13 protein-coding genes are annotated in these 13,277 nt (G+C 51.2%); 10 read left to right on the top strand and 3 right to left on the bottom strand.

The window, feature by feature from the left end:
• Positions 1 to 92: 92 nt before the first annotated feature.
• The 8 genes from MKX74_RS26485 (at position 93) to MKX74_RS26450 (ending at position 7,896) form a co-directional block, all read left to right on the top strand.
• The gene (locus MKX74_RS26485) at positions 93 to 272 is read left to right on the top strand and encodes a hypothetical protein (RefSeq protein WP_341180307.1); all 180 of its coding nucleotides are present in this window, start codon (positions 93 to 95) and stop codon (positions 270 to 272) included.
• Between the two features lie 35 nt (positions 273 to 307).
• The gene (locus MKX74_RS26480; RefSeq protein ID WP_341180667.1) at positions 308 to 1,033 is read left to right on the top strand and encodes a HEAT repeat domain-containing protein; all 726 of its coding nucleotides are present in this window, start codon (positions 308 to 310) and stop codon (positions 1,031 to 1,033) included.
• A 275-nt stretch (positions 1,034 to 1,308) separates the two neighbouring features.
• Positions 1,309 to 1,482 carry an RAxF-45 family protein gene (locus tag MKX74_RS26475; RefSeq protein ID WP_197031810.1) on the top strand — a complete coding sequence of 58 codons (174 nt, stop codon included), beginning with the start codon at positions 1,309 to 1,311 and terminating at the stop codon, positions 1,480 to 1,482.
• Positions 1,483 to 1,614: 132 nt separating this feature from the next.
• Entirely contained in the window at positions 1,615 to 3,672 is a 2,058-nt protein-coding gene (gene abc-f, locus MKX74_RS26470; protein ID WP_341180306.1) for a ribosomal protection-like ABC-F family protein, read from the top strand.
• A gap of 200 nt (positions 3,673 to 3,872) precedes the next feature.
• A complete protein-coding gene (locus MKX74_RS26465; RefSeq protein ID WP_341180305.1) occupies positions 3,873 to 4,829 on the top strand; it encodes a nucleoside hydrolase in 957 nt (318 codons plus the stop codon).
• A 184-nt stretch (positions 4,830 to 5,013) separates the two neighbouring features.
• A complete protein-coding gene (gene lspA, locus MKX74_RS26460) occupies positions 5,014 to 5,496 on the top strand; it encodes a signal peptidase II (protein ID WP_018883940.1) in 483 nt (160 codons plus the stop codon).
• Positions 5,497 to 5,859: 363 nt separating this feature from the next.
• Positions 5,860 to 6,366 carry a sigma-70 family RNA polymerase sigma factor gene (locus tag MKX74_RS26455; protein WP_341180304.1) on the top strand — a complete coding sequence of 169 codons (507 nt, stop codon included), beginning with the start codon at positions 5,860 to 5,862 and terminating at the stop codon, positions 6,364 to 6,366.
• Between the two features lie 24 nt (positions 6,367 to 6,390).
• Positions 6,391 to 7,896 (top strand): hypothetical protein, encoded by a 1,506-nt coding sequence (locus MKX74_RS26450; protein WP_341180303.1) that lies wholly within the window; start codon positions 6,391 to 6,393, stop codon positions 7,894 to 7,896.
• A 201-nt stretch (positions 7,897 to 8,097) separates the two neighbouring features.
• Here the strand turns inward: MKX74_RS26450 and MKX74_RS26445 are convergent, their stop codons facing one another.
• The 3 genes from MKX74_RS26445 to MKX74_RS26435 are packed head-to-tail and all read right to left on the bottom strand — an operon-like array spanning position 8,098 to position 10,556.
• A complete protein-coding gene (locus MKX74_RS26445) occupies positions 8,098 to 9,057 on the bottom strand; it encodes a hypothetical protein (protein ID WP_341180302.1) in 960 nt (319 codons plus the stop codon).
• Positions 9,014 to 9,607 (bottom strand): RNA polymerase sigma factor, encoded by a 594-nt coding sequence (locus MKX74_RS26440; protein ID WP_028589894.1) that lies wholly within the window; start codon positions 9,605 to 9,607, stop codon positions 9,014 to 9,016. The genes MKX74_RS26445 and MKX74_RS26440 overlap by 44 nt, the downstream gene beginning before the upstream one ends.
• A 58-nt stretch (positions 9,608 to 9,665) precedes the next feature.
• Positions 9,666 to 10,556: a hypothetical protein gene (locus tag MKX74_RS26435; RefSeq protein ID WP_341180301.1), complete on the bottom strand. Its 891-nt coding sequence runs from the start codon at positions 10,554 to 10,556 to the stop codon at positions 9,666 to 9,668.
• Positions 10,557 to 10,743: 187 nt separating this feature from the next.
• On the opposite strand from MKX74_RS26435, the gene MKX74_RS26430 reads away from it, so the two are divergent.
• A complete protein-coding gene (locus tag MKX74_RS26430; protein ID WP_341180300.1) occupies positions 10,744 to 12,450 on the top strand; it encodes a GAF domain-containing sensor histidine kinase in 1,707 nt (568 codons plus the stop codon).
• Between the two features lie 5 nt (positions 12,451 to 12,455).
• Positions 12,456 to 13,157: a response regulator transcription factor gene (locus MKX74_RS26425; protein WP_341180299.1), complete on the top strand. Its 702-nt coding sequence runs from the start codon at positions 12,456 to 12,458 to the stop codon at positions 13,155 to 13,157.
• Positions 13,158 to 13,277 lie beyond the last annotated feature (120 nt).

Genomic DNA, 13,277 nt, shown 5'->3' with positions numbered 1-13,277 from the left:
TATGGCATTGGAGGCATGCTCCTCCGCTCAGAAGAAGGTAGGGCTACAGGTGATTCCCAAGTCCGTTCTGCTGAGCTTATATTACTTAATTATTGGATTACACTCATGGAGCAGCCTGGAACGGTGACAACCGGTTTTGGGGTAGCTCCATTATTTTTTTCGTCGAACGACTGGGAATATGCATGGCAGGGGAGGGGCTGCGGTTGAAGGATAAGGTGCTGGAGAAGAAGCACGAGCGTCTGGTGCGGATAACAAGCCTGACACGGATATGATTGGAATCAAGGAGGGGGGATGACAAGTGAGCCTCATGGACGTCTTGAAGGATGGCAGTATAGTAGAAGTAGATGTTACGAAAGTGGCAGGAATGGTCGATCAGGAGTGGGCCCAAAAAGGCCTGTATACCGAGGAATCGCGGCTTCGCCCCTTAAGCAGTGAAGAGTTAACGGAGATGATATCCGTTCTACAGGGGATGACGGGCTTTGAAGAGCTGCTCCCGCTATGGACGAACGATCATTCTGATTACATAGGAGTCTATGCGAGTGGGATTTTGCGGGGCAAGGTGTGCCATATTAGTCATGAAGAGACAGATCTATCACCAGGCTTTCGCAGTGTGGAGACCTTTCTTACTGCCATTCAGCAGTATCCCGAACAGGATTGGGAAGAATTGACCAAGGATTATCCCACGGGCCAAGAGCTGAGCCAACAAGAGGAAGTGGAGGATATTCAGTGCCTGAGCGGGCTACTCCTGCAGATTGAGCGGGAAGAGACAGATGAGGAGGAGCGGTGTATGCTACTCTACTCTGTCATGGCTCTGACTCCGATCTCCCGATTGGATTCGTTGCTTCCGTATTTGGACGATGAGGATATGTATGTGCAGGAGCGAGCATGTGATGTACTGGGTCATCATCGTTATGAACCGGCCAAGGAGAAGCTTGAAGTAGTGGCGAAGCAGGGGACGCATAACGGCAAGTCTGCAGCCGCTAGGGCATTGTCACGTATTCGACAGCAGGAGTGGCGGGGCAGGCAAACTTAGATTCATCCGTAGGCTCTTCAGCGAGAGAAACTGGAGTGCTCACCCGTAGAGCTTGATTTCTACAATGATCATTATAATTCAGTCAAATAATCAAGCTTTAACGGCGATTGTAAGATCCAGCGATCGTAAGACCCTCCAAGCCCGTAGCAGTGCTTGCGAAGGACAGATGTTGAGCCTTGTTTTTGATGTTGCTGCGGTGTGGCAGAATATTAGATTGTTCGGGTATAGAAAATGTGTTATATTGAACAGTAATTATGAAGAAGGAGGTGAGGTAGGTGAATCACGAGATGGCGAATAACCGTATTAGCCAGCTGCCTATGGCTATGGCTGGCATCGTTCATGCTTTTCCATACAACGGGAGAAGTCTGTCCATTTTTAACTATACGGTTATGAACTATCGCGAGAAGACGCCTACCTTAACTCGATCGGCTGTCGCAGATATTCTGTAATGGAATGCTGTGGACCATGTGAAAGAGTCGCGGGCTTAGCTCCTGCGGCTCTTTTTCGTGTTGTGTTGCGCTGCAAAGGGCACGGAGAGTAGGGTCTATCGCTTAATACACAAGCCTTAGGGGGACCTTATTATGCATATTGTTAGCGGACAACAACTCATCGCCTATCACGGGGCGAATCTGATATTGAACGGAGTTACTTTTGAAATTCATGAGGGAGAGAAGGTCGGTCTGATCGGTCGCAACGGGAGTGGCAAGACGACCTTGCTGCGCTTGATTGCCAGATTGGGCAAGCCGGATGCGGGCCAGCTCATTCTCAAGAAGGATAGTCGTGTCGGCTATTTACCGCAGATTCCAGTGGAGTATGACGCTCTTACAGTCTATGAGACGCTGGCCTACGAATACCGGCAGTTAATGGAATGCAAAGCGAATATGACGCTACTGGAGCAAGACATGTCCAATCCCGTCATTGCAGAGGATGCTGAACGTCTGGAGCAGCTGTTGAAATCCTATGCGAGCATGCAGGAGCAATTTGAGCACGGTGGCGGCTATGAGATGGATGCACATATTCAGTCGGTGGCGGATGGTCTGCGTATTCCTGTAGCGATGTATGATAGGCCATTCAGCTCCTTGTCTGGCGGGGAGAAGACACGAATTGTGCTCGCATCCCAGCTCATAGGCCGTCCTGACCTGCTGCTGCTGGATGAACCGACGAACCATCTGGATCTGAAGGGCATTGAATGGCTTGAGCAATTTTTGCGCAGCTACACCGGGGCTGTCCTTGTCGTGTCGCATGATCGGTATTTTCTGGATAGGGTAGCAGGTAAAATGCTGGAGCTGGAGGATGGCGAGGCTCACACGTATCTAAGTAATTATAGTGGGTATGTGAGGGAAAAGGAGGAGCGTCTGCTCATCCAGTTCGCCGATTATCAGGAACAGCAGAAGCAGATCAAGAAGATGAAGGAGGCCATCAAGCGCTTCGAAGAGTGGGGGCGCATCGGGGATAATGAGAAATTCTTCAAGAAAGCGGCTTCGATTCGCAAAGCTCTGGAGCGGATGGACAGAATCAAACGCCCTGTACTGGAGCGCCAGAGTGCAGAGTTCGAGCTGAATCCACAGGAACGCTCGGGACGGAGAGTCCTGCAATTTGAAGGAATCGTCAAAGCATACGGAGGCAGGCAGATCCTGCAGGGGGTCGAGGGTGGTCTGGAATTCGGTGATAAGATTGCGTTGCTGGGGGATAATGGATCGGGAAAATCAACCCTACTGCGTATCCTGCTTGGTGAAGAGTCCCCGGACGCCGGCGATGTGACATGGGGGTCTCGTGTGGAATACGGTTACCTTGCGCAGCAGGAGACGCGTGGGGAGGCAACCGGTACTGTCCTGTCCTACTTCCGGCAAGAGGTCGGTGTAGAGGAGGGGGAAGCACGCCATATTCTGGCCGCATACATGTTCTATGGTGCGGACGTCTTCCGTTCCGTGAGCACGCTATCTGGCGGAGAATGGAGCCGTCTACGTCTTGCTCTGCTCGTTATGCAGAAGCCCAATTTGTTACTGCTGGATGAGCCAACGAATCACCTGGATATTGATTCCCGCGAGGCTCTGGAGGAAGCACTGGAGTCCTATGGCGGAACTGTGCTAGCCATTTCTCATGACCGATACTTCGTCAATAAGCTGGCTGGTCGTGTGTGGGAGCTGGAGCAAGGACAGATTACGTTCTATCTCGGTAATTTTGACGACTTCCGTGCCAAGAAGCAGGAGCTACAGCGGCTGGAAGCCACCAGCAATGACGCTGCTGCGCTAATGTTGAGGTCAGGAGCTGGATTACCCTCGGCGGGCGCGTCCTTATCCAAAGCGTCCTCCTCCAAAGCATCCCCCAGCGCTTCATCAGCAGCCACTGCTGGTGCTTCATCCAGCAAAGCGAGGAGTAATGCCACAGGGAAAAGGGAGAAGAAGGCAGATTCAACAAAGGCCGTCGTGTCTCGCGAGCAACTGGAGCAGCGGATTGCTGATCTGGAGCAAGCTTTGCACACAGCTGATACGGAGCTGGAAGTGTTGGCTTCAGGTGCGGAGACGGGCGGACCATCAGGTGCCAGTGCTGAGGGCAAAAGTCTTCAGCAGCTGTGGGAGGACCGTGAGCGTCTGCAGGAGGAGCTTGACCGTGTCTTGGAGGCGTGGGTAGAGCTGTAAGAACAGTAAGCTTAGCAGCGGGCGCCAGGGCTCTCCGCTTGCAGCGGCTCTATACTGACATTTGATATAGTTAAGGTAACTAAGGGCTCTGGAACAGTGTTGCCAGGGCAGAACGGCACTTGGAGGAAGGAATTGACTTGCAAAGCCTACCTCCAAGTGCTTCAATAAGTAAAGCTTTGAGTTAACGAGGAGGATTACATATGGCAGACCAACGTAAAGTCATTATTGACACGGACACCGCTGGCGATGATACGATTGCCATTCTGACGGCACTGCATTATTTTCAGGTAGAGGGCATTACGATTACGGGCGGGAACGTACAGTTTGACCAGGAGGTTGAGAATGCACTGTATACGGTGCAGGTTGCCGGTCATGGTGGCAAGGTTCCTGTGTACAAGGGTTATGAGCGTCCGCTTCTGGCCTATGGTAAGGCGCAGCATCGCACGGTAGAGGATGTACACGGCGATGACGGCATGGGCGGGGCACATTTTCCCAAGGCTGTGCAGCGTCCAGAGAGTGGACATGCTGTAGATTTTATAATCGACAAGATCCATGCTCATCCGGGAGAAATCTCACTGCTGGCTATTGCACCACTGACCAACATTGCTGCGGCTATCCAGAAGGACCCTACCATTATTCCCGAGATTGCTCACTTGTACATCATGGGCGGTACGAACAATGCACTGGGCAATATTACCCCGGCTGCAGAGTATAACTTCTACGTAGATCCTGAGGCGGCCAAAATTGTCCTGCATTCAGGCATTCCGATCACGATGGTGGGTTGGGAGATGTGTACGCAGTATTCCGTCATGGACGATGATGATCATGCCGAGATTGCGGCGCTGGGCAGTGCGGGTAGTGAATTCTTCATAGCGATCAACAAAGTGGTTATGCAGTTCAACAAATCCGTGCACAAGCTGAATGGAACGACGCATCCCGACACATTGCTGATGGCTGTAGCTGCAGACGAGTCCGCTATGACCAAGTCAGGTCATTACTACGTGGATGTAGAGGCTGCAGGCGAGCTGACGCGCGGCTATAGTGTCGTGGACATTAATGGACGTTTTGGCAAAGAACCAAACGTGCGCGTCTGCGAGGCGATCGACCGACCGAAATTCAAATCCATGCTGCTGGATGTTCTCACGGCTATAAAATAACAAGAGCCCAACCGATTTCGGAGATACGCCTCAGGGTGCACTTCTGGAAGGGTTGGGTTTTTCTTTTGACCTGTTCTCTTTTGGCTTTCGGCTTTATAGCTATGGTACATTAGTTAGGAAGCGTTACCGTCTGTCCAGATAGGCGTACAGCGGAATAGATTGCTACAGGCAGGAGGAACAACAGATGCTGTTTTATATCATAGCGCTCCTAGTCACTCTGGTTGATCAGGGGACAAAAATAGCCGTGCGGCTGTATATGGAGGTCGGTCAGGTCATACCGCTTGGCGATTCGGGTATGCAGCTCCATCATTACGAGAATAGCGGGATGGCAGGTGGCTTGCTCCAAGGCTACGCACGTCTCTTCGGAGTGATTGCTGTGCTGTTCATTGGTGGTGTGCTCTACTATAGGCGAAAAGGAGAGATTCGCGGCTTCCTTATGGAGTCAGGAGCAGGCTTCATGGTCGGCGGAGCCTTGGGCAATGCGATTGATCGTTTTATGTTCGCCAAGGTTACTGACTTTCTCGTATTTCCATCCGGGCGCGGGATTCTCAATCTGGCCGATGTGGCGATCAACATAGGCGTGGTACTAATCATATTAGGGATGCTCAAGCATGCCTTCCAGAGCTACCGTGAGAAGCGTCTACGAAATATGCTCCCCAAAGCATAAGAACGGAATAACAGCGAATGAGCTTATTCTCAGAGCTCTTTTCATAAAAAGAAAAACTAATACATATGGAATACAGGATCATTCCAGTCCTGAATTACCTGCTCGTGTGGGTTATTCATGCAACGGGTGCTCCTTTTTTTATTGTGCAGATTCAATCTTTTTGGACACTAGCTCCGTCTAACTTAGGATTCATAACGATGCTCATATTCTAGGAAAAAGGATTGCCAGATCGTAGGATCAACAGGTTCTAGGGCCGGCAGGAGACTGGTAGAACTGGTAGGGGCTGTGCTTATGTATCCGGCGCTATAATCATGACTTTTAATTTCCGAAGCCTACATTATATATAGAAAGGGGGCGGCGAGGATGGGGGAGCTTGTAAGTGGAGACGACACAAGGGACAGTGCAGTGATGGATGAGGAAGCCTTTTTCGAACGCCTCTATGCGGAGCGTCACAAGATGTATGCCATAGCTCTAAGTTATCTGCGGAAGGAAAATGATGCTCTTGAGGTCGTGCAGGAGGCATCCTGCCGGGCCTGGATGAAGCGAGACAAACTAAGAGATGAGCAATTCTTCAGCTCCTGGATTATTCGTATTACCTTGAACTGCTGTGTGGACGAGCTTCGACGCAGGAGGCGTATGCTTCCGGTAGATAACATAGACGAAGGGACTGCGCAGGAGATGAGGAGCAATGACCGAATTGACCTGGAGCGTGCGCTAGAGCACATGAAGCCCAAATATCGACATGTCGTGACGCTGAAATATTATCAGGATCTGACGATTGCCCAGATTGCCCAGGTGCTCAGGAAGCCCGAGGGGACCGTGAAGACCTGGCTGCGAACCGCGCTGAAGCAGCTGCGGGACCATCTGTGAGGATACAAGGGAGGAGTGATGAGTATGTCAGAGCATGAGGAGCGTCTGCTTCGTCAGCGTGCTGGTGAGATCAAGAGGCAGGCAGAGAGTCTGCAAGAAGAGAGGTTGTATGCAGCTATGCGAAATGGAATTAAGCAGGGGCGCCAGCGTGAGCGGAAACGGGGCTATACACAGGGGATACTCGGGGCCGTGGCAGTCGCTGCTGTAGTATTGCTGGTATTCTCCATGGGAGGGGCTCTGCAGGATAGCAAGGTCAACGATAACATTGTCAAAGGCTCGGTTCAAAGTGACAGCACCAGCGTGTGGGATGACTACCAGATTTACCGTCAGGATGATACTCGTCTGAATCCCACTCTAGCAAGCGCGCTGGAGCAGAACCTGGTGCAGCCCGTTCGTCAGCGTGCAGTGAATGGGGACTACACCTTGGATGTGGCTGGAGCTGTGACGGATGGTCGTCAGGTATTTGTACTATTCAGTGTGCAGAATCGTTCAGATACGGAAATGATGATTAGTGATTTCTCGCTTCAATTCGGTGATGTGAAGAACAGCTACCCGTACCGTGGGGCTTCACTGGACTTTGTGGGCAGGGGGGATAACCGCATACTTCCGGGAGATTCGGTGGATTTTATTTTTGCCAATAAGCTATCACCTGATATGTCTTATGATAGGAATGCCAAGCTGGATATAACATTATCGCCCACATATGGAGATAATGCTTCTACCCAAACGAATCAGAGTACAAGAAAGCTCGGGCTGGAGGTGGCCTTTGAGCTAGACGCGGATATGCTCAAGGAGCGAGAGTATGCAGTGACCTTTGATTGGACCCTAACGGTCGATGGACAGCAGATTACGGTGAAGCAGGTACAATATACACCGCTGGCTTCGTATGTAGATGTGGAGTTTGACCCATTGAATTCTAAGCATATTTTCCAGCTGCTGAATCCGGTGCTGGTGAATCAAGGCGGGGCAGGCGAGGAGAAGATATTTTATCCAACCTATATCACGTCTAATAATTCCGAGGTATATACCGATGGTTCGGCTGTCACGTTGGTCTTCAACAAGAGCCGCTATAGTCAGCCCGAATCGGCATCCTTACGCATGGCTGGCATTGTCGCTGTAGAGAAGGAGCGCATGAAGATCGTAGTTGATCTGAATAAGGAGCAGCTGCTCGCTGCGCCTGGTGAAGATCTTGAGTTGGTACAGCCAACAGCAGAGACGGGCTGGGAGGAAGGCCAGCTTCTGTTCCGCCAGCGTCAGAAAGATCCTTATGGGAGTGGCTTCGGGATGTGGCTAGGGAGCAGCTTTACCGACGCACAGGGACAAGTGCATGAACGGGCCTCCAAGACAGCAGAAGGAGGTAGTTTTGGCGGATACATGTCCTCCTCGGATGGGAACAATGTCGATGAGAAAAGCTACTTTTTTGGGCCGGAAGCGAAGGATTACCCACAGCCGCTAACGATACCGGTAGAACGCTATTGGAAGCCGATTCTGGATGCACAAGTTGTTCAGCTGTTTTCTGCTTTGGAGTAATAAGCTAGAATGAGTATACGCTACATCCCATGATATACGTGGCTAGCGAGCATAGGGGTCTGTGAGTGCAGATAGATTCAGCAATTCAACTCCAATGAACATAAGACAGGCCCGCACAGCTGGTATGAACCAGTCGTGCGGGCCTGTTCTGAGCTAGACATCCCATGCCTTTGTCATCAAGCCTTCGGGATTGACAGTGGCTTATTTCAAAATGCTCTCGGCAAGCTCGATCAGCTCTGCCTTAGTAATCTTTCTAGTGGCCTCTATATAGTAGCTAATATGATACTCGCTATTCGGGACATCATAGATGAATTGAATGGATCTGTTTTTGCTGCGTTCATCAGCTTCCTTATACAGTACATCCACACCGTGTATCTTCATTCTTTCCTTGGGAGCTACATGCTCCTTATTTAAATGGATTGTTAGTTTATCCTTTTTCTTCCATGGTTGTATCACGATCTGACCATCTGCACTCTTGTAGCTAATATACATGTTCCAGTTATCCTTGAGCGTCTCAAGAGGGGCCATGGCATACCCAACATCGGATTCCAAAGCTTGCCGCTTGAGTTTCTCTGTCAGTGCGGTCTCAGCTTCGGCTGTCAGTGGCTTCGGGGAGCGATAGCTCAGATTAGTGCGATCAAAGGAATACACCTGCCTGCTTGTACGGATGCTGCTCGTGAGCTTGATCCCCTGATTCTTCAGCTCCTCTGTCAGTGCATCTGCATCCTCGAAGTACAGGCTTGGGCCAGTGACCAGGTTCAGCATTTGGTGGGGATTGTTCGCGGTAATGTATAGAGCCGCAGATTCACCGGGCTTCAGCAGCTTATAGCTAAGTTGAGTAGCCTCACGATTACGCAATTCGTCTTGAGGATTCTTCTCCTCCAGAATGGATGGCTCGGAGATCCTTTCCTCATAGACGGTCACACCCTTGCTGTTGGTCAGCGAGTAGAGATGCACGGCAGCGAAGGCTGTAGAAATGCTGAGCAGCATGCAGGCTACTATAATCACACTAACCTTGTATTTCAGGTAGCGTCGCCCGAAGCCTCGCCGCTTTGGTAGTTCATCTTGCAGCTTTTTCATTACAGGCCCGGACAGGTCTGCATGGGGCGGCTCTGCTCTATGAAATAGTTCTCGAAGATCCTGATCGTTGCTTGGTTTCATTGTGGCTCGCTCCCTTCACTGGATAATAGTGCTTGCGGAATTTGCCGACCGTTCGTTCATACTTCTTGCGCAGATAAGCATTGCTTCGCTGGAGAATCGTGCTGATCTCCTCATAGGTCTTGTCCTCTACACATCGCAAAATGAGCAGGCTGCGTTCCTCCGCCGACAGTCTATGCATGGCCTGAAGCACCTGTTCATCAAAATAAATGTCCTCGATTCGCTGGTCTATCGGGCTATAATCTCTGGTGGAATGATATAGAAATGGCAGGTACTTCACGAGCTTGCGTTTGCGCAGAGCATCAATGCACTGATTGTATGCAATGGTATACAGCCAGGCCTCGAATGATTTCTCCGGGTCATACCTACCCATATGTCGAAAGGCCTTGAGGAAGACCTCCTGTCCGCAGTCCTCGGCCTCGGCATAGTTATTCAGCATATGATAACAGTAGAGAAAGATTGGTCTCTGATATTTATGCATGATCCTCTCGAACTGTGTGGTATCGCCGTTCAGGATATCGCTTATGATCTGGCGAAGATCCGTGTCATCCAAGTCTCCACCCCTTTCTTAAGTGTTTTACGAAGGAGACACCTCGAAATGTGCCAGCATCCTACTTCAAATACGATTCAGCCAGCTTGATCAGCTCCTGCTTGCTTAGCTTGCTGCCGATGTCTTCAATATGGTACCGGATATGAAACTCGCTGTCAGGGATGCTGTGCACGAATGTAATGCCTTGACCTGAAGACTTGAAATCCTGAGTCTCGGATTCACTGTAAGACGAATAGAGCATTTCCGTCCCGCCGGCCTTGATCAGCTCCCGCTGGACTCCAGTCTTAACGGAAGGCCTATAGAGCGTCATTTTTTCATTGGATTTGGAAACCTGAATCAGCAACTCGCTGCTTCCATTCTTATACGTGCTGAATAGGTTCCAGTGCTTGCCGGTCAGCTTGAGCTTTTGCATGGCATAGCCTTTGCCAGACTGTGCGGCCTGCTGCTCCAGTTGATCGGTCAGCTTGGCTCGCTCGGTATCCGACAGAGTTGGATGATAGGTTACGCTAGCGCTGTCAAATTTGTATTTCTGCTGAATGCTATCCATAATTTTAATCGATTGTCCCTTTAGCTGCTCACGCAGCTTGGTTGCTTTCTTGAAGCTCATCGAGGTTCGCTCCATGTTGGTCATGCGCTCTGGATTATTCTCGGCAATATAGAATAGGGCGGCTTCCCCTTCCTTCAGCAGCTCGTTAGCCAGACTATGGCTCTTTGAGGAGCGAAGCACATCCTCACGAGAGTATGGCTTCATAGAGGCATCGTAGGGCTTCTCCTCATAGACAACCTCCCCCTTGCTGTTGGTTAACTTAAAGACCTGATCGCTGGGGGTACCCCCGGCAAAGGCTGTGGCTGGAATGAGCAGCATAGCTGCTGTCAAAGCAATTAGACTGCTCTTGTATATCATGTTCCGTTTCGTGTTCATTTTCATGTTCGCGTTCTGTTTCTGTTTCATGTGGAATTCTCTCCTTTGAATTGCTGTATTCATAAGGTACTACGTACAAGATGTGCCAGAATGTGACAGTCGCTGATCTTTTTATGAGAGAATTACGCGGATGGGGCTGGAGGAGGCTAAGTGGATGTAGTCGCTGCCGAGTATGCTACAATAAATAGACAGGTGTAGGGTGAAGGAGAGAGGCAACATGCCAGATCAAGTCGGAATGCGTGAGATGACCATACTGAAGACCATTGCAGAGACGCTGAACAGCTCCAATGATCTGTCAGGCATGCTCGATACGGTGATGGAGAAGCTGCTGGAGCTGACTGGTCTTGCGGCAGGGTGGATCTTCTTCAGTGACGGGAAGCCAGAGTATAGCTGTGCTATTGATCGGAATCTTCCGCCAGCGCTGCGGATTAATAATAAGGAGCCCATGCATCAAGGCACCTGCTGGTGTCTGAACCGTCTGTGGGACGGGCGACTCAAGGTCGCGGTGAATATTCTGAACTGCAAGCGTCTGGAGGATGCGTTGGAATATCGGTGGGGGGATACCGGAGGAATTACCCATCATGCTTCCATACCACTGCGCTCTGGCGAGCAGGTCATCGGTCTGCTCAATGTGGCTGCGCCGGGGAAGACACTCTTCACAGACAGCGAGCTGGCACTGCTGCAATCTGTAGCCTACCAGATCGGTAGTGCTGTGGATCGCATGCGGCTGTACCGTCTGGAGCAGTACCGGGCAGAGCTGTATGCACAGTTGGGCGAGCTTAGCGTGGAGTTAGGCACCATGGTAAATGAATGCAGCAGGGATATTAGGGAATTGTCCGAGTGGGTGGTCTTGCTGGCCCAAAAATATTTTCACTGGCCCTTCACGGTGCTCATCTATCGTGAGAATGGAGTGTACTCCGTTCAGGCTGCTGGGAAGCAAGGAACGGCGTTCAACTGTAATACGGAGGCACCCGCTGTCTTGCAGGAGCTGGAGCAGATCTGTCGGCAGGAAGTGAGGCGTTCAGTTCAGGTGTCAGCCGAACAGCTTGAGGCTGTGGCAGCACATATGGGAAGCGATTCATTACCAGATGCCTCCTATCCGCGACTGTCGGCAGGAATGCTGGTGCAGATTCCTTTCAGTCTACCCGAAGAGAGCGGCATGCTGCTGATTGGCAAGTCGGACTCGGCTTGGTATACCTCCGCTGAGCAGGAGATCATCGAAGTGCTGGCTGAGCACATCGCAGCAGCCTGGGAGAGTCTTCGACTGGTGGAGCAGCGACGCGAGCTGGCTCGGCTGGAGGAACGGAATCGATTGGCGCGTGATCTTCATGACTCGGTGAATCAGATGCTATTCTCACTGTCACTCACGGCCAAGGGTGTGGAGAGTATGCTGGAGCGTGAGCCTACTCCTCATCCTGCTGCCGAATCTGTGAAGGATATGCGGCTGCTGTCGCAGCAGGCATTACAGGAGATGAGAGCCCTGATTCTACAGCTTCGCCCTATAGCGCTGAACTCCGGTCTGCTGGCAGCTTTACAGGAATATGGCGCTAGACAAGGGCTGCAGGTACACATGATGAGTGAAGGCCAGGAGCAGCTGCCACCTAATATAGAAGAAGGCTTATGGAGAGTTGGGCAGGAGGCGCTTAATAATGTACGTAAGCATGCGGGTGTAACGCAGGTAAGCGTGACTTTGCGAAATACAGGCCAGGAGGTGGAGCTGAGCATCTCGGACCGCGGTCAGGGAGGCGCCAAGCGGCGGGGGCGGGACTCCTCCTCGCGTTCTCTGGGCTTGTCCATTATGAAGGAACGGGTAGAATCGCTGCGGGGGCGCTTTGAGCTGACCAGCTCAGCCCGTAGGGGGACGACAGTTACAGCTATTATCCCACTGCCGTCCTCTAACCATGCCGTTCAACGACAGGAGTAACGAAGATGACTATACGATTATTGATAGCTGATGATCATGCGATGGTCCGCAAGGGCCTGCAGGTCTTCCTGGCGACTCAACCGGATCTGGAGGTAGTCGGGGAGGCATCCAATGGCCAGGAGGCGCTGGATCAGGCCGAGCTGCTGCAGCCGCATGTCATATTGATGGATCTGCATATGCCCCTACTGAGTGGCATTGAGACGGCAAGCCGTCTGCGCATATCGCATCCTGAGACGAAGGTGATCGTATTGACCTCGTTCGCGGATCAGGAGCATGTCGTCCCGGCTATTCGAGCTGGTGTGAAGGGATATCTACTGAAGGAGATTGAGCCTGACGAGTTGATGCGAGCAATCCGCCGTGTGCATGCAGGACAGGTAGAGCTTCACCCTGCTGCTGCCGAACAAATAATGCAGGCCATGGCTGATCCCGATGCTGCTGTGAATTCTGTTCCTCATGTGGGGGAGGAGAGGAAAGAAGTGGCCCCAGCCCGAGTCCTGGAGCAGCTAACCAAGCGGGAACGTGAAGTGCTCGGACTGATTGCCCAGGGAATGAGCAATAAGGATATTGCGCAGCAATTGATCATTACGGAAAAGACGGTCAAGACGCATGTCAGTCATATTTTGGACAAATTAGAGCTGGCTGACCGCACGCAAGCAGCTATATATGCCGTCAAAAGTGGCTGGATGTCTGATCAGGAGCCGAACTAGAAGCCGAACACAAAACGAGCAGAAGTAGAACCAGAAATCGAACTATAAATCGAACTATAAATTGAATTAGAAGCTGAGGGATTAGTCGATATGCACGCTCATCTCAGTCTAAAGTCGTAG

The organism is Paenibacillus sp. FSL K6-1230, assembly GCF_038002385.1.
Lineage (GTDB): Bacteria > Bacillota > Bacilli > Paenibacillales > Paenibacillaceae > Paenibacillus > Paenibacillus massiliensis.
Note: the sequence above shows the minus strand (reverse complement) of the source record. Positions and strands in the feature narration are given on the sequence as shown.

Bases quoted from the DNA above. Each gene is read 5' to 3' on its own strand.
- MKX74_RS26455 (WP_341180304.1), top strand. From the start codon at position 5,860: ATGGGGGAGCTTGTAAGTGGAGACGACACAAGGGACAGTGCAGTGATG.
- MKX74_RS26425 (WP_341180299.1), top strand. From the start codon at position 12,456: ATGACTATACGATTATTGATAGCTGATGATCATGCGATGGTCCGCAAG.
- MKX74_RS26445 (WP_341180302.1), bottom strand. From the start codon at position 9,057: ATGAAACCAAGCAACGATCAGGATCTTCGAGAACTATTTCATAGAGCA.
- MKX74_RS26435 (WP_341180301.1), bottom strand. From the start codon at position 10,556: ATGAAACAGAAACAGAACGCGAACATGAAAATGAACACGAAACGGAAC.
- MKX74_RS26450 (WP_341180303.1), top strand. From the start codon at position 6,391: ATGTCAGAGCATGAGGAGCGTCTGCTTCGTCAGCGTGCTGGTGAGATC.
- MKX74_RS26480 (WP_341180667.1), top strand. From the start codon at position 308: ATGGACGTCTTGAAGGATGGCAGTATAGTAGAAGTAGATGTTACGAAA.
- lspA (WP_018883940.1), top strand. From the start codon at position 5,014: ATGCTGTTTTATATCATAGCGCTCCTAGTCACTCTGGTTGATCAGGGG.
- MKX74_RS26430 (WP_341180300.1), top strand. From the start codon at position 10,744: ATGCCAGATCAAGTCGGAATGCGTGAGATGACCATACTGAAGACCATT.
- MKX74_RS26465 (WP_341180305.1), top strand. From the start codon at position 3,873: ATGGCAGACCAACGTAAAGTCATTATTGACACGGACACCGCTGGCGAT.
- abc-f (WP_341180306.1), top strand. From the start codon at position 1,615: ATGCATATTGTTAGCGGACAACAACTCATCGCCTATCACGGGGCGAAT.